Origin of the sequence: Hymenobacter chitinivorans DSM 11115 (genome assembly GCF_002797555.1) — a bacterium.
Lineage (GTDB): Bacteria > Bacteroidota > Bacteroidia > Cytophagales > Hymenobacteraceae > Hymenobacter > Hymenobacter chitinivorans.
The window spans coordinates 1-22,684 of record NZ_PGFA01000003.1; the positions used below are offsets into that span (position 1 = coordinate 1).

The window sequence follows — 22,684 nt, forward strand, 5'->3', positions numbered from 1 at the left end:
GTACTACCTTCACCGGTGGGAGAGTCGGTCGCCGCCAACCTTTTTTGCCAACACCCCCTCGCGACTTCGGGCTGCGAGGGGGTGTTTTGCGTTTCACCCCCCCGCCCCGGCCGTGGAGCTCCGGGCGCCCGCTACCGGCCCCGCCGGGGTGGCAGCGCTTCGGCCCGGGAGCAGGCCGGGTAATGCCGCTGACCCAAACGGTACTCCGACGCATGGTACTCGGCCGGGAAGCGAACTGCTACGCTGCCGTGAGTGGAAATGCATTGGTTAGTGAACTAACTAATTTGCGCCCGCTACTGGGTTTTACTAGCTGGTCGATTGAGCAGGTCAAGTAGCACTCCATTAGTCCAGCCGAAGCCATCCTGCAAAGGATACTCACCGCCACCGGCTGGCAGAGTGAGGTTGATTACATTATATTTTTCCAGCAGCTTTCCGGTTTGTTGAAATACTCTGGTGTTGAGTCTTACCCAACGCGTACTGATAGTATCGGCAAGCGCAACGTGATGGTAACGGTTGAGCCCTGTAATAGCTAGATACTGCAGTGGCGCCCAGGCGTTAGGCGAGTCCCACTGCTGCCCACTCTGGCTAAGCGAAGTTTGAAGTCCCCCGTTTTGCAGAAAGCTTTTCTGCAAGCTCTCGGCTACGAGTTGGGCCTGTCGGGTGGTAGCAATTCCAAACGTTAAAGGGTATACTCCGGCTAGAGTCATAACTGCAGCGGGTTGGTTATTTTGCCAGTCGAAGTCGGTGAACCAGGCTTTTTGTGGATTCCAGCAGTATCGCAAGATGGCTTTACGACGCAGCTTTGCCTTTTTCTGCCAAGCCTGAGCTTGTGACTTATTGTGCTGCACGGCATAGCTACGCGCTATACTTTGCTCAAGTGCCGAGAGCAGACAGTTCAGGTCGACGGGCACCAGGGCGGTGGTACGGATGCTGGACAGAGTGCCAGCAGGGCCAAACCAGCGGGTGCTAAAGTCCCAGCCAGAAGCGGCAGCGGCCCGAATATCCTGGTAGACTTCCGGAGCGGGCCGGTGGCTGGCTTGGGCGGCGGCTACGTCTTCGGCATAGGACTCTTCACGGGGCTCAGCGCTGGAGTCCCAATATCGATTAAGCAACTCGCCGCCGGGTAAACGAACTACGCGCCGAATGGCGTGGCCGCGTGCCAGAGAATCAGCTCCCTGCATCCAGTAAGCATATTCCTGCAGCAGTTGCGGCTGGTAGCGCGACAATACGGTGTCGCCCTGCTCCTGGGCTAGCAGCTCCACCATGAGAGAGAAAAAGGGTGGTTGAGAGCGGGTCAAGTAGTAGGTACGGTTGCCGTTGGGCACGAAGCCGTATTGCTTGATCAGGAAGGCAAAATTATCAACCATACTGCGCACTAGGTCGAGGCGGTGGGCTTCACGTAGGCCGAGCATGGTGAAATACGAATCCCAGTAGTAGACCTCCCGAAAACGCCCGCCGGGTACCAGATATGGCTTGGGCAGGGGCAGCAGGGAGGAATACGCCGGTACAGTGCCCGTGGCCGGACGCTGCAGCACGGTCCAGAGCGTGTCGAGGTGGTGGTGCAGGCCCCGGCTCACCGTGCTGCGGTACTCGGCGGCAGTAGTTGAAGGGAGCTGAAAGTGTGCTTGGATGAATTGCCGCAGGTCGAAGCCGGGGCGTTGCTTTTCCGCATTCCAGGCCGCCAGAATCGTGGCGGGCGGCTGCAGAGGCGTGGCATCGACGAAGGTTTTGCCATCGGTGAATACGTGGCTCAGTTGGACGGCTTCAAACAAGCCCGGAAAAAGCTGGCGGGGAGTAGCAGGCCGCACTTGAGCTACGCAGGGTTGTAGCAGAAGCCAGCAGAGAGTGGAGAGCAGCAGTTGACGCATCAGAAGGCCAATAAGTACTGCTGTACGCAAAGCGCAGCCAGCTGGGCTAGTTTTCGGCTTTGCCAATAAACGCGGCTCCCCTCCCCCATCGTACCCCGTGCTTGGAGCCCAAACAAAAAGCCAGCCCGAGACAAGGCTCGGGCTGGCTTCTAAAGGAGATACTATAACAGACTAGGCGGCCTGCTCTGCGTTGAGGCGGGAGCTTTGCACGAGGGCGTAGGCCGGCTGGTCAGTAGTGGTGAGTTGGGCGGCTTTCACCTGCTTGAGAGCCCGCTGCACGGTGACGGTGCAGATCCGGTCGGCGTAGCCGAGCTCCACAACGCGCTTGGCAAGCAGAGACAGGGTTAGACGCTTGCCTTTGGCCTCGGCCTGCTGGGTGAGGCGACGCAGCAGAGTTTCGAGCTTAGGCGTAAGCTTATTGGGCGCCCCGCAACGCGGCACGGCGTGCAGATAGTCCTTGAAGCCCTGCTGGGAAAATGCCCGGCGCATGCTGTACACCCGGTCGATGCTCAGACCCAGCAGCTCCCCCGACTCCTGCACCGACAGGTCGGCAATCCAGTGCTGCAGCACCTGGGCGCGGTTGCGCTGCTGCTTGGAGAGGATATCAGAGTTGATAAAATCGGCGAGGTAAGCCTGCTGTTTGCGGGACAGGCTCAGAGAGTGACGATGACGACCCATGGACTAGTACGGACGAGTGCGGCTGGTAATAAACTCCTGGCTGAAAGGGCCTCCCGGGCCTAGTCTGCCAACCAGTATTTTTAACGGCTCGAATGTAGGAAGTTGAAAACAATTGTGCAAACGTTTGCGCAATTGTGCACATATATTCATCTTGCCGCCCCGCCCCACTCCCACCCGAGCAGCAATTAGCCGACAGTAAATTTTACAGCCCGTTTTGGCGCCTGAACTACTGGTTGATTTCGGCGGTTCTTGAAGGGCCGGCCGATGATTTAGGTCGGCCGGTTGGTTGATTTGTGCGAACTTGCCGCTTATTCCCCTGCTCTTGTGTCTACTCATCGCGCTTCCATATCCGATTTAGCTGCTCAGCTCAACCTATCCGTTTCGACGGTATCACGGGCGCTGAGTGACCATAGTCGCATCAGCGACGCGACGAAAAAGCGCGTCTGGGAGCTGGCCCGCCAGTTGAACTACCAGCCCAACCAGCTGGCCGCCGCCCTGCGCAAGGGCCGCAGCAACACGCTGGGCGTAGTGGTACCCCACATCGACGGGCAGTTTTTCGCCCTCGTCGTGAAAGGCATCGAAACCATTGCCACCCAGGCGGGCTTCAACGTGATGATCTGCCAGTCGAATGAAGACGCGGCCCAGGAGCAAAAGAACGTCGAAACCTTGCTCAACGCCCAGGTAGACGGTATTCTGCTGTCCTTGTCGCTCTCGACCCACGATTTTGGATATCTGGAAGAAATCCGGCGCCGGGGCATTCCTATGGTGTTTTTTGACCGGGTAGTGGAAAGCCAAGACGTGAGTGCCGTAGTGCTCAACGACTACCAGGGCGGCTACGAGGCCGTGTGCCACCTCATTGAGCAGGGCTGCCGGCAAATTGCCCACCTGGGCGGGCCCCAGCACCTGAATATCTGCCGTAACCGCTACCAGGGCTACGCCGATGCGCTACGTCACAACGGGCTGCCAGTAGATCCGGCCCTGGTTAATTTCAGCGACCTGCGCATTCAGGATGGGCGGCAGGGCATGGAGTGCTTGCTCAACCAGGCTCCGCAGCTCGACGCCGTGTTTTCGTGCAACGACCTGGCTTTGGTGGGCGCCATGCAAATTATTAAACGCCGCGGCTTACGCATTCCGCAGGATGTGGCCCTGGCCGGCTTTAGCAACGAGCTATTCGATTCGCTAACCGAACCCATGCTGACCTCGGTAGACCAGCGCTGCGAGGAAATGGGCCGCACGGCCGTAAAGATGCTGCTGGAGCTGATTAACGAAGGCCCGACCAAGGTGGCGCCCCGGCAAGTGGTGCTGCAGCCCAACCTGCTGATTCGGGAATCGTCATTGCGCAGCGACTTGCTGCAGGAAACCAAAGCCTAAGCGGCTCCGGGTACTTAAGAGAAGTAAAAAGCCTGGTTTAGTACGACCAGGCTTTTTTGTTTTTCAGCAAATACGGGATGGTGCGCAGGCAGAAGAGCTTGGCCTGCCGCAGGGCGCGCAACGAATCGGCGGGGGAAAGGTACCAGACGGGGAGAAAATGCATGGCGAGTGAGTTAAGTGACTAAAACCGCCGCAGCCTGGGCCGCAGCGAAAAAAACGGGGACGCTACCAAAGCTTGGTGTCGTTGATGCCCGGCGGCAGCGGCGGCAGCGCCCCGAAGCCCACCACGCACCAGCCGGCTTCCAGGCCGAAGGAACCGCCCAGCAGCACGTAGCTGACCGAGCGGAGCAGGGTGCGGCCACTGTACTGCTCGGTTTCGGGCTCGTACTCGCGCAGCAGCAGCACGTCGCCGACCTGGTAGTTTCGGTCGTTTTCGCGCACGTCGAAGGGTTTGGCGCCCGACTCGACGGCGGCAAAGCAGGCGGGCCAGGTTTTGAGCTCGTGCGTTTGGCGCGAAGTCAGGCTCCTGGGTTGGCCGGTAGATGTGTTATCAGTTTTCATGAGGAGAAGACGTTAGGGTGATACTACCGTGCGGGTCAGCGGCACTTTAGCCAACCAGCACGGGTTCCAAGTGCGCGGCGCGGACGCGGGAAGTCAGGCGCAGAGTGAGCCCCACTCCTACCAGCACCACGAACAGCGTGGCCACAATACCCAGGGCCCAGCGCAACGTCAGGGCATCGGCCAGCCAGCCGATAACCGGCGGCCCCAGCAGAAAGCCCCCGTAGCCGATGGTCGAAACCAGGCCCAGCGCCGCGGCCGGCGCCATATCAGACTGCTGGCCGGTGGCGCTGAATACCGTGGGAATAACCGTGGACAGGCCCAGCCCAATCAGCGCCAGCCCACCGATGCCCACGGCCGGGAGTGGCACCAGCAGCAGGCCCAGCAGACCAACCAAGGCCAGCAAACCGCCGGCCACCACCAGCCGCTGGGCCCCGAAGCGCAAGGCCGCCGCATCACCCAGCACACGGCCCGTGGCCATGGCCAGGGAAAAGGCTGCGTACCCGAGCGGGGCCAGGGCGGCACTGGCGTGGGTGTCCTGGACCAAGTAAATCGTGCTCCAGTCGGCCATGGCACCTTCGCCCAGCATGCAGCAAAAGGCGACGATGCCCAGCCCTACTACCAGCCGGCTGGGCCAGCGGAAACCGGCCGGCGTAGCGGCAGCCTCATTAGTTTCAGAAACTGCTTGCTCAACGGGCAGCAGCTGGGTGGCCGCGGCGCCGACCAGCAGCAGACTGACGGCGGAAAAGCTTAGCAGGTGCGTTGCATAGGACCAGTGCAGATGAGCACCCAGCGCCCCGGCGCCGGCGCCCAGCATGCCGCCGAGGCTAAAGGCCGCGTGAAACGACGACATAATGGGCCGCGGGTACCGCTGCTCCACCTGGATAGCCTGGGAGTTCATGGCTACATCAAGCAAGCCAGTAGCCGCCCCCAAGGCCAGAAACAGGGCCATCAGATGGTCTACCCTATCGAGCAACGCCAGGCCGGGAATAAAGGCGCAAAACAGCAGGGCCCCGATGGTCGTCAGGCGGCGGCTGCCGAAGCGGGGCAGCAGCCAACTGGCCAGCGGCATAGCGCCCCAGGCGCCCAGGGCATTACAAAACAACACCTGGCCCAGCTCCCGGTGCTCGATGCCGTAGTGATGCTCGAGCTCGGGCAGACGGGCGGCCCAGTTGGCGAAGAGCAAGCCGTGCAGAAAGAAAACCAGGGTTACCGCCCAGCGGGCACGGTTCGGGGAAACCGGCGCCTCCGGGCGGGGAGTCAGCATACGCGGCATAACTTGGCAGATTACGAGGGCAAAGGTAGGCCCTGTATAACGCTCTGACTACCCACAGGTTAGCCACTTGTAATACTATTTTACCTAAATTTGTCCCGAAAACGATTCCGCAAAGCATTTCTGGGTTAACAAAGTATGAAGCTCGAGTTCGAACCAATCCAGCCCTCGGCCGGCAGCTCCTTCCGGCTGCTGCATTACACGGAAGCCGAGGAAGGGGGAATCCTGTGGCATTACCACCCCGAATACGAGCTGCTCTACATTCCACAGGGCAGCGGCCGGCGCCACATCGGGCAGCACGTGTCGCGCTACGAGGGCGGCGAGCTGCTCTTTATGGGCCCCAACCTGCCCCACCTGAGCTTCAGCCACGAGCAGCACGGCCCCTTCGAGCAGGTGGTGGTGCAGCTGCGGGCCGACTTCCTGGGCGAGACTTTCCTGCAGCGGCCCGAGCTGGCGGCCGTGCAGCAGCTTTTCGTGCGCTCGGTGCAGGGCCTCTCATTTGGGCCTGATACCCGCGCGGCCGTGGGTGATGCCCTGCGCCGGATGATGGAGCAGCCGGCCCCCATTCGCCTGCTTACGCTGCTACAGGTGCTCTACACCCTGGCCGATGCTGCCGACGTGACCGAGCTGCACGCCGATATGGGCGGCTCGGGCGTGCAGGTGAAAGAGCAAAAGCGCCTGGGCCGCATCTACCAGTACATTCAGGAGCACTTTGCCGAGCCCATTACGGTGCAGGATCTGGCCGACGTGGCTAACCTGTCGGTGCCCGCGTTTTGCCGCTACTTCAAGAAGATGACCAGCCAGACGCTCACCAACTTTCTGCAGGAATACCGCATTAGTCACGCCCGGCTGCTGCTGCTGCAGGATTTGCCCATTACGGAAGTCAGCTACGCCAGCGGGTTCAACAACCTGTCCCACTTCAACCGCACCTTCCGCCGCCTCACCGGCCTGACGCCCTCGGCCTACCGGGAGCAAAAGGGCGCGGTACTGGTGAGCTAAAGACGAGCTACTTGGGCCCCTGCCCACCAAAAATGCTGAACTTTGCGGCCCGGTAACGGCCGTCGTTGCCGGCAGCCATTTTCTGGCTTCCGCTGTTATTACCAGTTGACCTACATTTCCCGCCCAAGCTCCTCCGTTCCCGTAGAAGGAGCCTACCCCCTGAACGCATTTCCCATGACAAATTCCCGGCTTGAACACGACTTCCTTGGCGAGCGGAGCATTCCCAACGACGCGTACTACGGCATCCAGACCCTGCGGGCCCTCGAAAACTTCAACATCACCGGTATTCCGCTGCGCACTGAGCCCCTGTTCGTGCAGTCGTTGGCCTACGTGAAGAAAGCTGCGGCCTTGGCCAACCGGGACCTGGGCGTGCTCGACCCCGCCATTGCCGACTGCATTGCCACGGCCTGCGACAAAGTAGCCGCCGGCCAGTACGACGACCAGTTCCTGACCGATATGATTCAGGGTGGGGCCGGTACCTCGGTCAACATGAACGCCAACGAGGTTATTGCCAACGTGGCCCTGGAGCTGATGGGCCACCGCAAGGGCCAGTACGAGTTCTGCCACCCCAATAACCACGTCAACTGCTCCCAGAGCACCAACGACGCCTACCCTACGGCTTTCCGCATTGCCCTGAGCAACAAGCTGATCGGCTACGCCCAAACCCTGGGCAACCTGGCCGATGCCTTTGCTGCCAAGGGTGAGGAGTTTCGGAACGTGCTCAAAATGGGCCGCACCCAGCTCCAGGACGCCGTGCCGATGAGCATGGGCGACGAGTTTCGGGCCTTTGCTACCAACCTGCGCGAGGAGTTGCTGCGCATTGAGGACTCGCGCCGCCTCATCAGTGAAATTAACATGGGCGCCACGGCCATCGGCACCCGGGTGAATGCCCCCGACGGCTACGCCGAGCTGGTTACCGAGCACCTGCGCACCATCACCGGCCTCGACCTGAGCCTAGCCGGCGACCTGATTGAGGCTACCTACGACACGGGCGCTTACGTGCAGCTCTCGGGCGTACTGAAGCGCACGGCCGTGAAGCTCTCCAAGATCTGCAATGATTTGCGCCTGCTCTCGTCGGGGCCGCGCACGGGCTTCAACGAAATCAACCTGCCGCCCCTGCAGCCGGGCTCCAGCATTATGCCCGGCAAGGTGAACCCCGTGGTGCCCGAGGTAGTCAACCAGACAGCCTTCTACGTCATCGGGGCCGACCTGACGGTGACCATGGCCGCCGAGGCCGGGCAGCTGCAGCTCAACGTGATGGAGCCGGTCATCTCCTTCGCCCTGTTTACCTCCATTTCGTACATGACCAACGCTTGCCGGACCCTGCGCGACAAGTGCGTGGTGGGTATTACGGCCAACGTGGCCCACGCCGAGCAGCTCGTGCGCAACAGCGTCGGCATCGTGACCCAGCTCAACCCCGTGCTGGGCTACGAAACCTCGGCCGAAATTGCCAAGGAAGCCCTACGCACCGGCAAATCGGTGTACGACGTGGCTGTAACTGAGCGGGGCTTGCTGAGTCAGGCCAAGTGGGACGAAATCTTCACCTTCGAAAACCTGATTCGGCCGCACTTTATCCAGTAGCCGCGGCTGGCTTCTGCCGCGCCAATGGGCAGCTCGTTTCGCGCGGGCTGCCCATTGGCTTTTTAAGCAGATTGCCTTCTCTGATTCCCATTACTTCGTTCCTTGTCTTTACTGCTCTTCGATGCACCTTCTCGCTTTTGGCGGCAGCCTGCGCCCCGCCTCTACCACCGGCCAGCTGCTGCGCGCCGCGGCGGCCCTGGCCCCAGCCAGCGTCCGGTTTGGCTTCTACGAAGGCTTGGCCGACTTACCCCACTTCAGCCCCGAGCTGGACGCGGAGCCGCTGCCCAGGGCCGTAACCACGCTACGACAGAGGTTGGCCGCCGCCGACGGTATTTTATTTTGCACGCCGGAGTACGCCTACGGGATGCCCGGCGCCTTTAAAAATGCCCTGGACTGGACGGTTTCCACGACCCTGCTGACTAATAAACCGGTGGCCATCATGAGTGCCTCGCCCAGTTTCCTGGGCGGCGACAAAGCCCACGCTGCCCTGCAGCTGACCCTCACGGCGCTGAATACACAGATTGTGGAAGAAGCCAGCCTGCTCATACCGGGGGTGCGCACCAAACTAAGCGCCACCGGCGAGGTAACCGATGCGGCCACCCGGCAGCAGCTGCAGCGGGTAGTGGCCGCGCTCGGGCAGGCTTGCCAGCAGCAGGGTTAGCCCAAGGCCTGGCGGCGCTGCCGCTCGTGCAGCCAACTGATGGCCTCGCCCTCGTCGCCGAAAAAGGCCACGACGAAGGGCTGCTGGTCGTAAAACTCGGGAGTACGGAAACTCGGCCCGGCCATAATAGCCTCCTTCAGGGTGGGGCTGGCCAGGTACGCCACGCAGAGCTGAGCCCCCAGCTGCCGGCCCATAGCGGGAAAAAACTTGGTGAGCAGCCACTGCGTCGTAACCGGGTCGTTGAAGCTACGGCGGCGGATATCCTGCAGCCAGAAGCGGCAGCCCGACTCCTGGCCCTGCTTTCGAAGCTGCTCATACACGGCGGGCAGCTGCTCTACGGCAGGCTGGTAGCCCCAGCGGCCCACCAGAATGTCCAGGTCGGCGCGGTAGGTCAGGTCCAGCAGGTCGGAAGTCAGGTCGGCGCTCATTGGGTGGGTTTGGGCCGCAACTTACGCAGATTCCGGCCGGGCAGCTTGCTTAGGCTTTGCGGGGCAGCTTTTTGCGGAAGCTCACCAGGGCCTGGTTGAACTCGGTGGGACTTTCAATAAGGGCATAATGGCGGCCGGGTACTACGACAACCTGCTGGTTGGGAAACTGAAACGACTTGTAATGCTCGGGGCCCACCATGTAGTCGTCCTGGCCCGAGACAACCAGCACCGGCATTTTCAGCGCGGCCGTAGCCGGCGTCAGATCCTGCACGTAGCCCTGGATGGCGGGACCCTGAAATAGCGTGGTGGCAAAGTCACGGTTGGCGGGCACGCCCTTCATCACGCGGCTCAGGCGGGCCGGCGTCGAGTCGTTGGCGTACATAAACCGGTTCATCAGCCCTTGCTGCCCCAGCAGGCCCATCACCATGCCGAAGCGCTGGGGCAGGGGCGCGGCCGGGTCCAGGGGCGGGCGGCTGGCTTCGGGCAGCAGCTTATAGCCGTTGGCGGCGGTGCTTTCCATGGAAGCGGGCAGGTTCAGGATGCTGTTGACCAACACCAGGCCCTGCACCCGCTCGGGGTATTTGCTGGCGTAGGCCGTGGCAATGATGCCGCCGAAGGAGTGCGACATCACCACCCACTTGTCGAGGTGAAGCTGCTGGCGCACCTCTTCCAGGTCCTGCACCAGCCGCTCAATGGCGTAGTTTTTCGCGGGGTCGGAGGCCGAGCGGCCACTGCCGCGCTGGTCGAGGTAAATCATCTGGAAGTTCTGCTCCAGCGTTTTGCCCGCCAGGGCCTCAATGGCGTAGCTGCCCGAGCCGGGGCCGCCGTGCACGAACACGCAGGGCAGACCCTTGCCGGCCACTTTGGTGTAGAGCTGCACGCCATCGGTGGTGGTAATAGTGGGCGTGCCGTTGGCCAGGCCGGCTGCTTTTTGCTGGGCGGGAGCCGGGTTGGCGGTGGCCCACATAAGGAATACGACCAGAAACCAGGCCCGCAGGCGGAGTTGAGAAGAAGCAATTGACATTCGGATAGAAGAATAGATGGCGAAGAAGCTGGGGCTGAATATAGGAATTCCCTATAGTCTCTTCGCTGCTATTCAGCTGCTTCTGGTCTAGTTAGCCTGTAGCTTTCCGTTCTAACCCTGGGTTTTGCCCTTCAAATCCCAGTGGCTCGACAAGACCTGCTGGGTACCGGGCTGCCGCTTGATAGTGCGCACGTACCGCTCGCCGGCAATGGCGCCGTTGGGTTTGCGTCGGCCGATAAAGAGCATCACCGGCTCACCCTGGTCGTTGGTCACGAAGGTGATGTCGTGCCCTTTAAATACGTCGTCGATGCGGGTAGAGGGCTCGTAGAGCTTGCTGAGCTTCTGGTCGAGCTGAGGGTGCAAGGGCATGGCGGGTACTGCGTTGGTGCAGCCCGTTCTACGGCCGGCGCGGTGAGTGAGGTTGGCTGGCGGCGGGCCCTGAAACGCAAAAAAGGCGTTTCGGATAATCCGAAACGCCTTTCTAGGTGAAGTGGTGAGTTTTTTGTTCGGCTAGCGCAGAGCGGCGCAACTAGAACGACAACTCACCAGTTCACTAGTTCACCACTTCACAGTTACCAAATCTTGGCGCGCTGGTTTTCGGCGCGGACCATCTTGCCTTCCTTGCAGCCGAAGGCCTCGTAGAACTGGGTCATGTTCTGCAGGGGGCCGTTGGTGCGGTACTGGGCCGGGGAGTGCGGGTCGGTGAGCACCTGCTGACGCAGGTATTCGGGGCGGGCGTTGGTGCGCCACACCTGGGCCCAGCTCAGGAAGAAGCGCTGCTCGGGCGTGAAGCCGTCGTAGTTGGGGCGGGCGTTGGCGCCGTACTTTTTCTCCAGTTGCTTTTCCAGGGCCGAGTAGGCCAGGGCCAAGCCGCCGAAGTCGGCCAGGTTTTCGCCCATCGTGAGCTTGCCGTTCACGAACACCGAATCCAGGGGAGAGAAGGCCGAATACTGCCCGCCCACCATGTCGGCGCGCTTGGTGAAGTTGTCGGCGTCTTCCTTGGTCCACCAGTCGCGCAGGTTGCCTTCAGCATCCGACTGCCGGCCCTGGTCGTCGAAACCGTGGGTGATTTCGTGGCCGATTACGGCGCCCATGCCACCGTAGTTGACGGCGTCGTCGGCTTTGGGGTCGAAGAACGGGGGCTGCATGATACCGGCCGGAAACACGATTTCGTTCATCGACGGGTTGTAGTAGGCATTCACCGTGGGCGGGGTCATGCCCCACTCGCCGCGGTCAATCGGCTTGCCGTACTTGCTCACGTTGTCCTTATACTCCCATATGCGGGCGGCCATTACGTTCTGCAGGTACGACTCGCGCGACATATTCAGGGCCGAGTAGTCTTTCCACTTGTCGGGGTAGCCGATTTTGACGGTGAAGGCGTTCAGCTTCTTCAGGGCTTCGGTCTTGGTGGCGGCGCTCATCCACTCCAAACCTTGGATGTGCTCGGCCATGGCCGACTTGATGTTGCCGACCATTTCCAGGGCCTTCTGCTTGGTTTCGGGCGCAAAGGCCTTGTCCACGTAGAGCTGGCCGAAGGCTTCGCCCAGGGCGCCGTCGGTGGCGCGCAGCATACGCTTCCAGCGGGGCTGCTGCACCTTGGCGCCGGTCAGCACCTGGTTGAAGCGGAACGACTCATCCACGAAAGCCGTGGGCAGAGCCGATGCGGCCGAGTTCGTCACGTGCCAGCGCAGGTAGGTTTTCCAGTCATTCAGCGGCTCTTGCTTGAGGGCCGTGCTGGCTTCCTTCAGGAATTCGGGCTGCCCCACAATAACTTCCTTGGCCGAGCCCAGGCCCACTTGCTGCAGCAGGCTGGTTACGCCCAGGTTGGGAAATTGCTGGTTGGCCTCAGCCACCGTCATCTTGTTGTAGTTGGCGTAGGGGTCGCGCAGGGCCACGCGGTCCTTGCTGGCTTTGGCCAGCCGCGTTTCCAGGCGCATCACGGTGTTGGCGTTCTTGGCGGCGGTGGCTTCGTTGTCGCCGAGCTGCCGGAACATGTTGGTCAGGTAGGTCAGGTAGGCCGTGCGGATCTGCTTGGAGCGCGCATCGTCCTTGAGGTAGTAGTCCTTGTCGGGCAGTGTCAGGCCGCCCTGCGACATATAGACGGCGTACTCCGTGCTTTTCTTGCGGTCCTGGCGTACGCCCAGGCCCAGCACCGAGCGGGTTTGCAGCATCTGCTGGCGGCTCAGGGCCGTCTGCAGGCCTTTCAGGTCCTTGATGGCGGCAATGCGGTCCAGCTCGGGCTTCAGATACTTCAGGCCGGCTGTATCAATGCCCACCGAGTCCATGGCCGTGGCGTAGTAGTCGCCCACCTTCTGCAGGTTCGAGCCCTTGGGCGCGGTGCGGTTGGCGGCGGCATCGTTCAGAATCTGCCGCATGACGGTCTCGTTCTGGTTGATGAGCTGGTTCCAGGAGCTCCAGCGCGACTCGGCGGCGGGCACCGGGTTGTTCTTAAGCCAGGTCCCGGAGGCGTACTGGAAGAAGTTGTCGCAGGGCGACACCGACTTATCGATGTTGGACACATCCAGGCCCACACCGGGTACGGAGGGCAGGGAGCCGGGCGCCGCGGTGGTCGTGGTCGAGGCCGTGGCCGTAGCCGTAGCCGTAGCATCGGCAGCCGGGGTGGTGGCCGTGGCAGCCGGAGTGCTGGCGGCGCAGCCCGCCAGGGTAAGGCCGGCGGCGGTGCCCAGAGCACCCAGAGCGAGTAAAAGTTGGTTTTTGTTGGTCATTATGCAGATGTATGGGAAGGCAGAAAAAAGGCCGCTACCCCCGAGCGACAACCCAGGAGCCGGCTTGGTTCCGGTACGAGCAGCTCCGGCGGTCGTAATCGGGGGAGAAACCCCAAAAACCGACTGCTGGCGCGCGTCGCGCCAAAGACAGCGCCGCAAGCTCGGGGCTGCATGGCCCCGATTATCTTTGCCGACGGCTCCTTAAATATAGTATCCGCCTGATTACGACCAATCCCCATGCAGATTATCGACAAAGTAGCTTGGCTGCACCTGCACCAGGGCCTGGTGCTGAGCACCCGCAGCCGGGGCAAAGACCGTTACTACTTTCCCGGTGGCAAGCGCGAAGCTGGCGAAACCGACGCCCAGACCCTGATTCGGGAAATCCGGGAGGAGCTGACCGTGACGCTCACGCCGGAGAGTCTGCGCTACCTGGGCACCTTCGAAGCCCAGGCCCACGGCCACGCCGAGGGAGTCTTGGTACGCATGCTCTGCTACGCCGCCGACTATAGCGGTACGCTGCAGCCCGCCGCCGAAATTGCGGAACTCGCCTGGCTCACCTACCAGGACCGCCCCCGCGTATCGGCCGTCGACCAGCTGATTTTCGACTGGCTCCGCGAGCAGGGCCAGCTCGCCGACTAGCTTCGCCGGCCCCTACCGAATACCCCCGAGGCTACCCGAGTTGCCAGAAAAAGGACCCCAGTAACCAGCTTGGCCACTCGGGTTGCCGATTCGGCGACTTGAGTGGCCAAAAAGAGGGCCGGAGTCGCTGAATTAGCAACTCCGGCCCTCTTTTTGGCTACCCGGGTGGGCGGCTGGGGTACTCGTGGGGCGCGACCCGGCGGGGGCGGACCACGCCCTTACTTGTGGCGCTTGGCGCGGGCGTACTGCACGGGCCACTCCACATCCACACCTAGCTCCTGGGCGGCGTGCAGCGGGAAGTTGGGGTCGCGCAGCATCTCGCGGGCCAGCAGCACCAGGTCGGCCTGCCCGCTGGCAATGATACTCTCGGCCTGCTGGGCGGAGGTGATGATGCCCACGGCCCCGGTCAGGATGTCGGCCTCTTTTCGGACCCGCTCGGCAAACTCCACCTGGTAGCCCGGGCCCACCGGAATTGGGGCGGTAGGCACGTTGCCGCCGGTCGAGCAGTCAATCAAATCCACGCCGTGCTCCTTGAGCAGGCGGGCCAGGGCCACGGAATCCTCGGCGGTCCAGCCACCCTCGGTCCAGTCGGTGGCCGAGATGCGCACGAACAGCGGGTACTCGGCCGGCCACTCGGCGCGGGTCACGTCCACGATTTGCAGCAGCAGGCGGCAGCGGTTCTCAAACGAGCCGCCGTAGCTGTCGGTGCGGGCGTTGCTCAGGGGCGAAAGGAACTCGTGGAGCAAATAGCCGTGGGCCGCGTGGATTTCCACCACCTGAAAGCCCGCCGCCAGGGCCCGCAGCGTGGCGGCCCGGTAGTCGGCAATAACCTTATCAATGCCGGCCTGGTCGAGGGCCAGGGGCTCGGGCTGCCCGGCGTGAAACGGCACGGCGCTGGGCGCCACGGTTTGCCAGCCGCCTTCGGCTTCGGGCACTACGCCGTTGCCTTTCCAGGAAGTGAAGGTGCTGGCTTTGCGGCCGGCGTGGGCCAACTGAATCCCGGGCACGGCCCCGTGCTCGGCCAGAAAGTTGGTGATGCGCTTGAGGCCCGGTAGGTGCTCGTCGCTCCAGATGCCCAGGTCGTCGGGGGTGATGCGGCCCTCGGGCGCCACGGCCGCGGCCTCGGTGATGATGAGGCCCGCCCCGCCCACGGCCCGGCTGCCCAGGTGCACCAGGTGCCAGTCGTTGACGAACCCGTCGCGGCTGCTGTACATGCACATCGGCGAGACGGTGATGCGGTTTTTAATCGTGAGGCCGCGAATGGTGAGCGGCGTAAACAGACTGGCCATAAGTATGCAGGGTTGAGTAAGTAGCCTAAACTGAATTGGGAGGGCGCGGGTTTTGGTGGCAGACCAGCCCCAGCCCCTACTCTACGATTATACCGTACTTATCGACCAGGCCCAGCAGGCCCGTAAGGGTGAAACGGGCCTTGGTGAGAGTGTTGCCGTCGGGGTCGATGCTGAACTCGGAGGCGGTGGTAAAGTCGGTGCCCGTGAGCTGGGTGCTGCGAAACACGGTGCCGCGCAGGGTGCAGTCCGCAAAGGCCGCCTCGGTCAGGTCGGCGCTGGTGAAGTCGGCATCGGTCAGGGAGCAGCCCACAAAGCGGGTGTTGCGCAGCTTTTTGCCGAAGAAGGAAGCGTAGTGCAGCTGGCAACCCTGGAAGTGTACTTCGAAGAGAAAGTCGCGGCAGGCGGCAAACTGCACGCCCGAGAGCTTGCAGTCGGCAAAGGCCACGTTCTGCAGGCTGGCCCCCGCCATGGCCGCCGAGGCGAGGTTGCAGCGCTCGAAGAGGCAGTCGGCAAACCGCAGCTGCCCGAGCTGGGCCCCGGAAAAGTCGCAGCCGATGAAGTGGCACTGCTCAAACTCAGTGTCGGGGTGAGCGGCCAGGGTGCGGGCGTCCCAACGCTCAAAGCGGTTTTCGGCGGGAAATACGGTGGGCCGACCGGCCGGCTTGGCGCGACGCTGCTTCATGGCAAGAGGGAGTTCAGACGATATAGTAAGGAGGAAAACCGGGCTAAGGTTGCTGCTGCAGCCAGCGGATGGCCTCGCCTTCCTCCACGAACCGCTCCCCCAGAAAGGGCCGGCCGTTGAAGTAGGCGGCCGGCGGAAAGGCGGCGTCGGCGTCCTGGTCGCGCAGGGTTACGGGGGCCAGCAGGTAGGCCAGGTAGGTGCGCTGCTGCAGGCGGGGCTGGAGCAGGGGCAAAAACGAGCTGAGCATCCACTGGGCCCCTTCTCGGTCGGTGTTGAAGCGGCGGCGGCCGTCGAGTAGCCAGTGGCGGCAGGCGTGGGCGGCGGCGTGCTCCAGGATGAGCAAGTAGCCCTGCTGCATTTCGGCCACCGAAATCAGGCGCTGCCAGCGCACCACGAGCAAGTGCAGGTCGGGCCGGTAGGTGAGCGTCAGAAAATCGGGCAGGAGCGGCAAGGGCATGGGCGGCGGGTAAGCGGGCAAAGCTACGGCCACCGGCTGCAAGTAGTAACCCCATCGGGAAAATTTAGCCGTGGCCCCGAAAGCAAAACAGGCACGAGGCAAAGCCCCGCGCCTGTAAACAAGCGGGTTGAGCCCAGATGACCCCAACCACTACTTGCCCGGACTGGGCGCCGAAGCGCCGTATACCTTGAGTTTTCTGCTGAAAACACCGTTGTACCGTAGCGCAGCAGCTGGCAGAACGCTGCCCCGGCACGGCAACGGTGGTACCCCAATATTCCTGCGTTTGCCGAGCCCGCGCAATACCTACATCTAGGTATTTTACCAGCCGGGGCCCCGCTCCGCTTCCCTTTCCGCCGACGTTGAGGTGCCGGCCGCCACAACGCCATAATTACATTTTAGCGGGTGGCTGCTTGCTGCAGGCTATTTGCGCTACTCCGACTCCCAAGCAACAAGCCGCAACCAGCCAGTTATTTACCTTCAAAAATTACAACTTATTCTAAATAACGGCTTGCCATTTCTTCAGAATAATCCAATAAACTTGTAGTTCAGTCGAAAGACTGGCCGGCCCGCAAACCGGCGGTTTAGCGTCTTACCTGCCAAGTTGGATTTGTGAAGAAATTACTGGCCCTAGTGCTGGGGCTGCTGGCGTTTCCCGCGCTGGCGCAAACGGGGGCCTCTACGCCGCAGCTGGCCCACTGCGACGCCGCCATTGAGCAGTTTATGAAGCGCTGGAAAATTCCGGGGGCTTCGGTGGCCATCAGCCGGCAGGGCAAGCTGGTGTACTGCCGGGCCTTTGGCTACGCCGACCTGGCCCGCACCGAGCCCATGCGCCCCTCCCACCTGCTGCGGGTGGCCAGCGTGTCGAAGCCCGTGACGGCCACGGCCATCATGAAGCTGGTGGAAGAAGGCCGGATTGATTTGCAGCACAAAGCTTTCGGCCCCGAGGGGTATTTGCAGTCGGCCTACTACAGCAGTGCCATTCAGGACGGGCGGATTTACGACATCACCGTGCAGCAGCTGCTCGAGCACAGCGCCGGCTGGAACCGCAACAACGGCGTGGACGGCTACAACACCTCCGACCCCATCGACTTCCCGCTGCACGTGGCCGACGCGCTGAGCGTGCCCAACCCCGTGGGCGACTCCACCATGGTGCGCTTTCTGCTCAGCAAGGGCCTCGACTTCAAGCCTGGGGCCCGCTACGCCTATTCCAACGTGGGCTACCTGGTGCTGGGCAAGATTCTGGAGCAGGTAACCCGGCAGCCCTACGAGGCCTGGGTGCAGCAGCACATCCTGGCCCCGGCCGGGATTCACGAGGCGCACCTGGGTCGTAACCTGCTGGTTAATAAGGCTGAGCGCGAAGCAGAGTACTTCAGCAAGGACCACCGACTTTCCTGCTACGGCAACGGCAAAGAAGTGCCGGCGGCCTACGGCAGCTGGAACATTGAGGCCATGAATGCCCACGGCGGCTGGCTGTTTACCGCCCGGGACCTGGTGCGCTTCCTGCTGGCCACCGACGGCAACCCGGCCCAGCCCGACGTGCTGACTCCCGCCACTCAGTCCCAGATGATGGAGCCATCCGACAACAACCGCCACTACGGCAAGGGCTGGATGGTAAGCAAAAAAGTGAACTGGCACACCGGCAGCCTCGACGGCACGGCCAGCTGCGTGGCCCAAACGGCCGACGGCTACACCTGGGCCATTCTGCTCAACAGCCGCGCCAACCCCAACCGGTTCTGGAACGACCTGGAAAAACTGGGCTGGGAGTGTGTGGAAGGCGCCACCGAATGGCCTACTCAGGACTTTTTCCCTCCCGCTCAGAATGCCGCCGCCCTGCGGAGCAAGGTAACTGAGCCCACCGCGGCTAGTCTGCGCTGGACCAATGGCAACGGCAGCCGCCGCCTGGTGGTGGTGCGGGAAGGCAGCCCCGTGGAAACCCTGCCCCACGATGGCACCAGCTACGCCGCCGACGCCGCTTTCGGCCACGGCTCGGCCCTGAGCAAGGGAACCTACGTGGTGGCCGCCAGCCCCGACAGCGCCGTGACCATCCGGAATCTGACGCCCAACAAGACCTACTACGCCCGGGTGGTGGAGTATTTTCAGAACGACACCACCGGGCAGCAGGCCATGTACGCCCTGGATGGCAACCCCACCTGGCAGTTTCACACGCCCGCCGCGCCGTCGTTGCTGGCCAAGCTGGGCCGCACGAGCGGTAAAAAGTCTGCCGCGACGAGCCGCCCCACCAAGAGCAGCACGGCCAGCAAGGCGGCTGGTAAAAAGCCGCTGCCCGCCACCAAGCCCGCCGCCGATGATGCCGCCGGTTCTCAGTTGAGCAAGCAGCACTCCAAAGGCTGGAGCTGGCTGAAATGGTTTGCCCGGGCGTAAACGAGCTTACGCCGGGCCAAGTAAGCTGAAGCCGACTGGTCGGGCCGGCGGCCACGGCCGGTTTCTAGGAGTAGTTGGGCGGATAACCGGCGCCAAAGTCCGGCTGAGGCGTGTACTTTGCGTACTGCAGCCAAACACGACTTCGGCTGCGGTACCTGGTCGGGCCATGGCCCGGCTGGCTGTTCGCCTCAACTATCTATCTATATGACACAAATTCGCACGGGCCTGCTGGCCTACGGTATGTCGGGCAAGGTTTTCCACGCCCCGTTTGTTGCCACCCATCCCGGTTTTGAGCTGGCCGCCGTCACGGAGCGCAGCCGTAAGGAAGCCCAGCAGCTCTACCCCGGCGTGACGAGCTACGACAGTGTGGAGGCCCTGCTGGCCGACGACAGTCTGGAGCTGGTGGTTGTCAACACGCCCAGCAATACCCACGCCGACTTCACCCGCCAGGCCTTATTGGCCGGCAAACACGTGCTGCTGGAAAAGCCCGTGGCCACTTCGCCCGAGGAAGTGCGGGAGCTGTGGGGCCTGGCCCGGCAACAGGGCAAGCACCTGCTGGCCTACCAGAATCGCCGCTGGGACAGTGACTTTCAGTTGGTTAAGCAAGTCATTGAGGGCGGGCAGCTGGGGCGGCTCGTGGAGGTTACCTTTCGCTACGACCGGTTCAAGACCACGCTCAACCCCAAGCCTTTTAAGGAAACGCCCCTGCCCGGCAGCGGCCTGGTCTACGACCTGGGCCCCCACCTGCTCGACCAGGCCCTCAGCCTGTTTGGCCAGCCCCTGAAAACGCGCAAAACCACCGGCCGCTTCCGCGCCGGCACCCAGGTCGACGACTATTTTTCTATTCAGCTGCTGTACTCGGGCTTCACGGTTACGGTGGCTTCGGGGCTGCTCATTGCCGACCCGCTCCCGGCCTTCGTGGTGCACGGCACCCAGGGCAGCTTCCGCAAAAACCGCAGCGACGTGCAGGAAGCCCAACTGCTGGCCGGCCTCTCGCCCCTGGCCCCGGAATACGGCCTCGAGCCCGCCGACCAGGCCGGCACCCTGACCATTGCTGGCGGCAACGACGTGAAAACTACCACCGTACTGCCCGCCGCTAAAGGTGACTACACGGGCTTGTTCGAAGCCGTGTACCAGACCATTCGCCACGATGCGCCCTACCCCATCCGGGAAGAGCAGCTGCTGTGGCAAAACGAAATCCTGGCCCAAACCGACGACCTCTGGACGGTGTAAGCCTTTGGGCAGGAAGCCTACACCTGCTTCGGCCGGTCTAGCTTACTGGCCGGGTATTGCGGGTCCAGCTCCCGCAGGGCGTCGCGCAGGGTTTTGGCCACGACATATGCTTTGTACCAGTTCTGGTCGGCGGGCACTAGGTGCCAGGGGCAGCTGTCGGGGTTGCAGTGCCGGAATACGTCTTCGTACACGGCCCGGTAAAGCGGCCATTTCAGGGCTTTGGCTTCGTCGCCGGCCTCGTACTTCCACTGCTTGGCCGGGTCGTTGATACGCTCTTGCAGCCGCTCGCGCTGCTCGTCTTCCGATACGTGCAGGTAAAACTTAAGCACCGTAGTGCCAGCCTGCTGCAGCAGCTTCTCGAAGGCATTGATGGCCGTAAAGCGCCGCCGGGCCTCCTCGGTGGTTATCAGTTGCTCGACCCGGGTAATGAGCACGTCCTCGTAGTGGGAGCGGTTGAAGACCTGAATCATGCCGTGGCGCGGCACCTGCTGATGCACCCGCCACAGAAAGTCGTGGGCCAGCTCCTCGGTGGTCGGCTCCTTGAAGGAGTGCACCCGCACGCCCTGCGGGTTGAGGCCGCTGAAGACCTTACGAATCAGTCCGTCCTTGCCGCTGGCGTCCATGCCCTGCAAAATGACGAGCACGCTGCGGCGGTTTTCGGCGTAAAGCCGGTCCTGCAGCTCCACCAAGTCTTGCCGGATTCGCTCGGTTTCCCGCTGGGCGTCGTCCTTGTGCACGTGGTGGGGTGCCCGGCTGGCCAGGGTCAACAAGTCAAAGGCGGCAGAATCTTTCATGCGCGGATTGAGGTAACGGTTCGGCTCTCTATACGCACCCGGCCGGCCCAGGGCTAATTGCTGGCTTGTTAGGCCTTCAATCGGGTAGTAAAAGCTGCAAGAACGACTTTTTACGACCTGAAATTCAGCCACAATGGCCGGAATGCACCGGGTGGCGGAGCTTAAAACCGCCAATTTGACCGTAAGCAGGCCTGCACGGGTCTTGATTCAGGTTGGTACAGCATTTGTATTTGTGCTGTCAACCAAGAAAGGAAACCAGCCATGAATCTGATTAGCAAAGAGTTTATTCGCAACATCGCCCCCCAGCTCGACCTGCTCAACACCTTGGGTGGCGGCACGGCCCAGGCGGTAGTGCGCGTGGATAAGCGCGAACAGGGCGTGGTCGTGCGGGTAGCCATTCCGGCCGTAAGCCCCGAAAACTTCCACGTCGTGCTCGACAACACGCGCCTGACGGTGTACTGTGAGTACCGCCATAAGCCCGAGGACCAGGTAGCAGCCCCGCTGTTTGCCCAAACCCTGGACCTGCCCGCCAACCTCGACCTGAGCCGCATCGACGCCGTGCACAAAGGGGGGGAGCTACAGGTGCGCATTCCCTTCAAGGATGCCGCCGCTCAGAAGCGCGAAATCGAAATCAAGCAGCGCTAGGAATCTGCTCCTGCTGCATCGTTCATACCGTCGGGGCCGACCGACACCATTGTTCCACTTGGCCACTGCCTTCCGCAGTGGCTTTTTTATTGCCTGGCGGACCCGCGGGTAGTTAGCCAAACAGCGGAATCAACAGTACGAAGCCCAGCAGCAGCGACAGGTAAAACCAGCCCATCACCTGCCCGCGGTAGCGCCGCGGCAGCCGGTTGCTGAGCACCAGCACGGCCGCCACCACCAGGGCCAGGTGCAGCAGCAGAAATACCACCGTCTTGACCCAATTGCTGACGATGGTGTTTTCGGGTTGAAACTGGTCGGTCATGCCCAGGCCCGAGGTGAGCCAGCGCAGCAAGTAATACGCCACGGTTTCAAACGCGACGAACAACACGGCCCCGAGCAGCAGCGCCCCGGGCCCGGACTTTTGGTTGATTTCAGCCATTGCAGCCCCAAGCTACAAAAACAAGTCGGCCAGCCGGATATCCGACTGGCCGACTGGGCATCGTGGGCTGGCTACGGCTGCCGTTATTTCTTGCCGTTGGGCTTACGGTCAAAAGTCAGGGTAACGGCGCCCGAGGGCTCGGTGGTAGCCACCGTGTTGTAGGTCGCGCCCTTGGTGGGCCCTTCAGCTACTTCCACGTAGGTTGAGTTATAAACTACGCGTTGGGCGGGCCGCTGGCCCTCGGGCACCGTGCCGCGCCAGATGGCCGATGAGTTGCCGCTGGGCGTTACGATGAATTTCTCCTGGGTCATATTTACGCAGCCCGTGCTGGGCAGCGTAGAAAGGCCCAGCAGCGTATTGGTCATGCACACCGAGCGGTCTGTTTTCAGCACGTAGGCTCCGTTACCGTTCTGGACGGCGGCGCCAATCTTTTTATTCTGGGCCTGGACCGAGCTACCGGCAATGACTAAGCCGGCAAAAAGTAGGGCGCTGAAGAAGTTGTGCGTGCGGTTTTTCATGTAGAAGGGGTGGGAGAGTGAAGGTATTTCCTTGTCTTGTCCAACGCTAGCCAAGAACTGTACCAGGAAATTTGCCTGCTATACTCTCCCGCTCCCGTTTAGTTGCCCGCTAGGGTAGCTGCCGGCCCAGGATTTCGGCCGTCCGGGCCCGCACGTACAGATCTTCCACCTTAGCCCGGGCCCAGGGCGTACGGCGCAAAAACGTCAGGCTGGACTTAACGGACGGATTGACCGAGAAGCAGTTGATGCGGATTCGCTCGTCGAGGCCGGGCCAGCCGTAGCGGGCCACTAGGTACTCCAGAATCTGGGCCAGTGTGACGCCGTGCAGCTCCCGAATAAGGTGGCCGGATTCGTCGCGAACATCGTGGGGATTGGGCTGGGACATAACAGAAGAAGATAAGCGGCAGGAATTGCAAAGGTGCTCAAAAGCGTGGGCATCTGC

At 62.1% G+C, this 22,684-nt stretch carries 24 protein-coding genes; 8 read left to right on the forward strand and 16 right to left on the reverse strand.

Annotated elements, in window-relative coordinates:
- Positions 1-293 precede the first annotated feature (293 nt).
- Entirely contained in the window at positions 294-1,868 is a 1,575-nt protein-coding gene (gene treF, locus CLV45_RS17025) for an alpha,alpha-trehalase TreF (protein WP_211289961.1), read from the reverse strand.
- A 171-nt stretch (positions 1,869-2,039) separates the two neighbouring features.
- Complete coding sequence (locus tag CLV45_RS17030) at positions 2,040-2,546, reverse strand: COG3415 family protein (protein WP_100337690.1); 507 nt, start codon at positions 2,544-2,546, stop codon at positions 2,040-2,042.
- Between the two features lie 324 nt (positions 2,547-2,870).
- Between CLV45_RS17030 and CLV45_RS17035 the strand changes: the two genes are divergently transcribed.
- Entirely contained in the window at positions 2,871-3,917 is a 1,047-nt protein-coding gene (locus CLV45_RS17035) for a LacI family DNA-binding transcriptional regulator (protein WP_170061884.1), read from the forward strand.
- Between the two features lie 37 nt (positions 3,918-3,954).
- Here CLV45_RS17035 and CLV45_RS25500 read toward each other — a convergent pair whose 3' ends face one another.
- The 3 genes from CLV45_RS25500 to CLV45_RS17045 form a co-directional block, all read right to left on the reverse strand.
- Positions 3,955-4,080 (reverse strand): hypothetical protein, encoded by a 126-nt coding sequence (locus tag CLV45_RS25500; protein ID WP_262496896.1) that lies wholly within the window; start codon positions 4,078-4,080, stop codon positions 3,955-3,957.
- Positions 4,081-4,142: 62 nt separating this feature from the next.
- Complete coding sequence (locus CLV45_RS17040; protein ID WP_100337692.1) at positions 4,143-4,478, reverse strand: ASCH/PUA domain-containing protein; 336 nt, start codon at positions 4,476-4,478, stop codon at positions 4,143-4,145.
- Between the two features lie 46 nt (positions 4,479-4,524).
- On the reverse strand, positions 4,525-5,742 hold the full coding sequence (locus CLV45_RS17045; protein WP_157807603.1) for an MFS transporter: 1,218 nt from the start codon (positions 5,740-5,742) through the stop codon (positions 4,525-4,527).
- 144 nt (positions 5,743-5,886) lie between these two features.
- Here CLV45_RS17045 and CLV45_RS17050 point away from each other — a divergent pair, with 144 nt between their 5' ends.
- The 3 genes from CLV45_RS17050 to CLV45_RS17060 all read left to right on the forward strand — a co-directional run bounded on the left by CLV45_RS17050 (position 5,887) and on the right by CLV45_RS17060 (position 8,989).
- Positions 5,887-6,747 (forward strand): helix-turn-helix domain-containing protein, encoded by an 861-nt coding sequence (locus tag CLV45_RS17050; protein WP_100337694.1) that lies wholly within the window; start codon positions 5,887-5,889, stop codon positions 6,745-6,747.
- Between the two features lie 174 nt (positions 6,748-6,921).
- Positions 6,922-8,328, forward strand: a complete 1,407-nt coding sequence (gene aspA / locus CLV45_RS17055; RefSeq protein WP_100338239.1) for an aspartate ammonia-lyase — start codon at positions 6,922-6,924, stop codon at positions 8,326-8,328.
- Between the two features lie 121 nt (positions 8,329-8,449).
- A complete protein-coding gene (locus tag CLV45_RS17060; RefSeq protein WP_100337695.1) occupies positions 8,450-8,989 on the forward strand; it encodes an NADPH-dependent FMN reductase in 540 nt (179 codons plus the stop codon).
- Here the strand turns inward: CLV45_RS17060 and CLV45_RS17065 are convergent.
- The 4 genes from CLV45_RS17065 to CLV45_RS17080 all read right to left on the reverse strand — a co-directional run bounded on the left by CLV45_RS17065 (position 8,986) and on the right by CLV45_RS17080 (position 13,167).
- A complete protein-coding gene (locus tag CLV45_RS17065) occupies positions 8,986-9,417 on the reverse strand; it encodes a hypothetical protein (protein WP_100337696.1) in 432 nt (143 codons plus the stop codon). The two genes, CLV45_RS17060 and CLV45_RS17065, sit on opposite strands and share 4 nt — an antisense overlap.
- Before the next feature lie 49 nt (positions 9,418-9,466).
- On the reverse strand, positions 9,467-10,441 hold the full coding sequence (locus CLV45_RS17070; RefSeq protein ID WP_100337697.1) for an alpha/beta fold hydrolase: 975 nt from the start codon (positions 10,439-10,441) through the stop codon (positions 9,467-9,469).
- Positions 10,442-10,552: 111 nt separating this feature from the next.
- Positions 10,553-10,810, reverse strand: a complete 258-nt coding sequence (locus CLV45_RS17075) for a hypothetical protein (protein WP_100337698.1) — start codon at positions 10,808-10,810, stop codon at positions 10,553-10,555.
- Positions 10,811-11,013: 203 nt separating this feature from the next.
- Complete coding sequence (locus tag CLV45_RS17080) at positions 11,014-13,167, reverse strand: M13 family metallopeptidase (RefSeq protein ID WP_100337699.1); 2,154 nt, start codon at positions 13,165-13,167, stop codon at positions 11,014-11,016.
- Positions 13,168-13,404: 237 nt separating this feature from the next.
- On the opposite strand from CLV45_RS17080, the gene CLV45_RS17085 reads away from it, so the two are divergent.
- Positions 13,405-13,806: an NUDIX hydrolase gene (locus tag CLV45_RS17085; RefSeq protein WP_100337700.1), complete on the forward strand. Its 402-nt coding sequence runs from the start codon at positions 13,405-13,407 to the stop codon at positions 13,804-13,806.
- Between the two features lie 218 nt (positions 13,807-14,024).
- On the opposite strand, the gene CLV45_RS17090 is transcribed toward CLV45_RS17085, so the two are convergent.
- The 3 genes from CLV45_RS17090 to CLV45_RS17100 form a co-directional block, all read right to left on the reverse strand.
- Positions 14,025-15,095, reverse strand: coding sequence for an NADH:flavin oxidoreductase/NADH oxidase (locus CLV45_RS17090; protein WP_100337701.1), 1,071 nt, complete (start codon positions 15,093-15,095; stop codon positions 14,025-14,027).
- 76 nt (positions 15,096-15,171) lie between these two features.
- Positions 15,172-15,777 carry a pentapeptide repeat-containing protein gene (locus tag CLV45_RS17095; RefSeq protein ID WP_100337702.1) on the reverse strand — a complete coding sequence of 202 codons (606 nt, stop codon included), beginning with the start codon at positions 15,775-15,777 and terminating at the stop codon, positions 15,172-15,174.
- Between the two features lie 43 nt (positions 15,778-15,820).
- Positions 15,821-16,234 (reverse strand): hypothetical protein, encoded by a 414-nt coding sequence (locus tag CLV45_RS17100; protein WP_157807604.1) that lies wholly within the window; start codon positions 16,232-16,234, stop codon positions 15,821-15,823.
- A 609-nt stretch (positions 16,235-16,843) separates the two neighbouring features.
- Here CLV45_RS17100 and CLV45_RS17105 point away from each other — a divergent pair.
- Complete coding sequence (locus CLV45_RS17105; RefSeq protein ID WP_100337704.1) at positions 16,844-18,616, forward strand: serine hydrolase domain-containing protein; 1,773 nt, start codon at positions 16,844-16,846, stop codon at positions 18,614-18,616.
- A 204-nt stretch (positions 18,617-18,820) separates the two neighbouring features.
- Positions 18,821-19,849 (forward strand): Gfo/Idh/MocA family oxidoreductase, encoded by a 1,029-nt coding sequence (locus CLV45_RS17110; RefSeq protein ID WP_211289962.1) that lies wholly within the window; start codon positions 18,821-18,823, stop codon positions 19,847-19,849.
- Between the two features lie 17 nt (positions 19,850-19,866).
- On the opposite strand, the gene CLV45_RS17115 is transcribed toward CLV45_RS17110, so the two are convergent.
- Entirely contained in the window at positions 19,867-20,643 is a 777-nt protein-coding gene (locus CLV45_RS17115) for a PPK2 family polyphosphate kinase (protein ID WP_100337705.1), read from the reverse strand.
- Positions 20,644-20,904: 261 nt separating this feature from the next.
- Here CLV45_RS17115 and CLV45_RS17120 point away from each other — a divergent pair, with 261 nt between their 5' ends.
- Positions 20,905-21,288, forward strand: coding sequence for an Hsp20/alpha crystallin family protein (locus CLV45_RS17120; RefSeq protein WP_100337706.1), 384 nt, complete (start codon positions 20,905-20,907; stop codon positions 21,286-21,288).
- A 112-nt stretch (positions 21,289-21,400) separates the two neighbouring features.
- On the opposite strand, the gene CLV45_RS17125 is transcribed toward CLV45_RS17120, so the two are convergent.
- The 3 genes from CLV45_RS17125 to CLV45_RS17135 form a co-directional block, all read right to left on the reverse strand.
- Entirely contained in the window at positions 21,401-21,724 is a 324-nt protein-coding gene (locus tag CLV45_RS17125) for a hypothetical protein (protein ID WP_100337707.1), read from the reverse strand.
- Positions 21,725-21,807: 83 nt separating this feature from the next.
- Entirely contained in the window at positions 21,808-22,242 is a 435-nt protein-coding gene (locus CLV45_RS17130; protein WP_100337708.1) for a hypothetical protein, read from the reverse strand.
- 109 nt (positions 22,243-22,351) lie between these two features.
- Positions 22,352-22,627 carry a VF530 family protein gene (locus CLV45_RS17135; protein WP_100337709.1) on the reverse strand — a complete coding sequence of 92 codons (276 nt, stop codon included), beginning with the start codon at positions 22,625-22,627 and terminating at the stop codon, positions 22,352-22,354.
- Positions 22,628-22,684 lie beyond the last annotated feature (57 nt).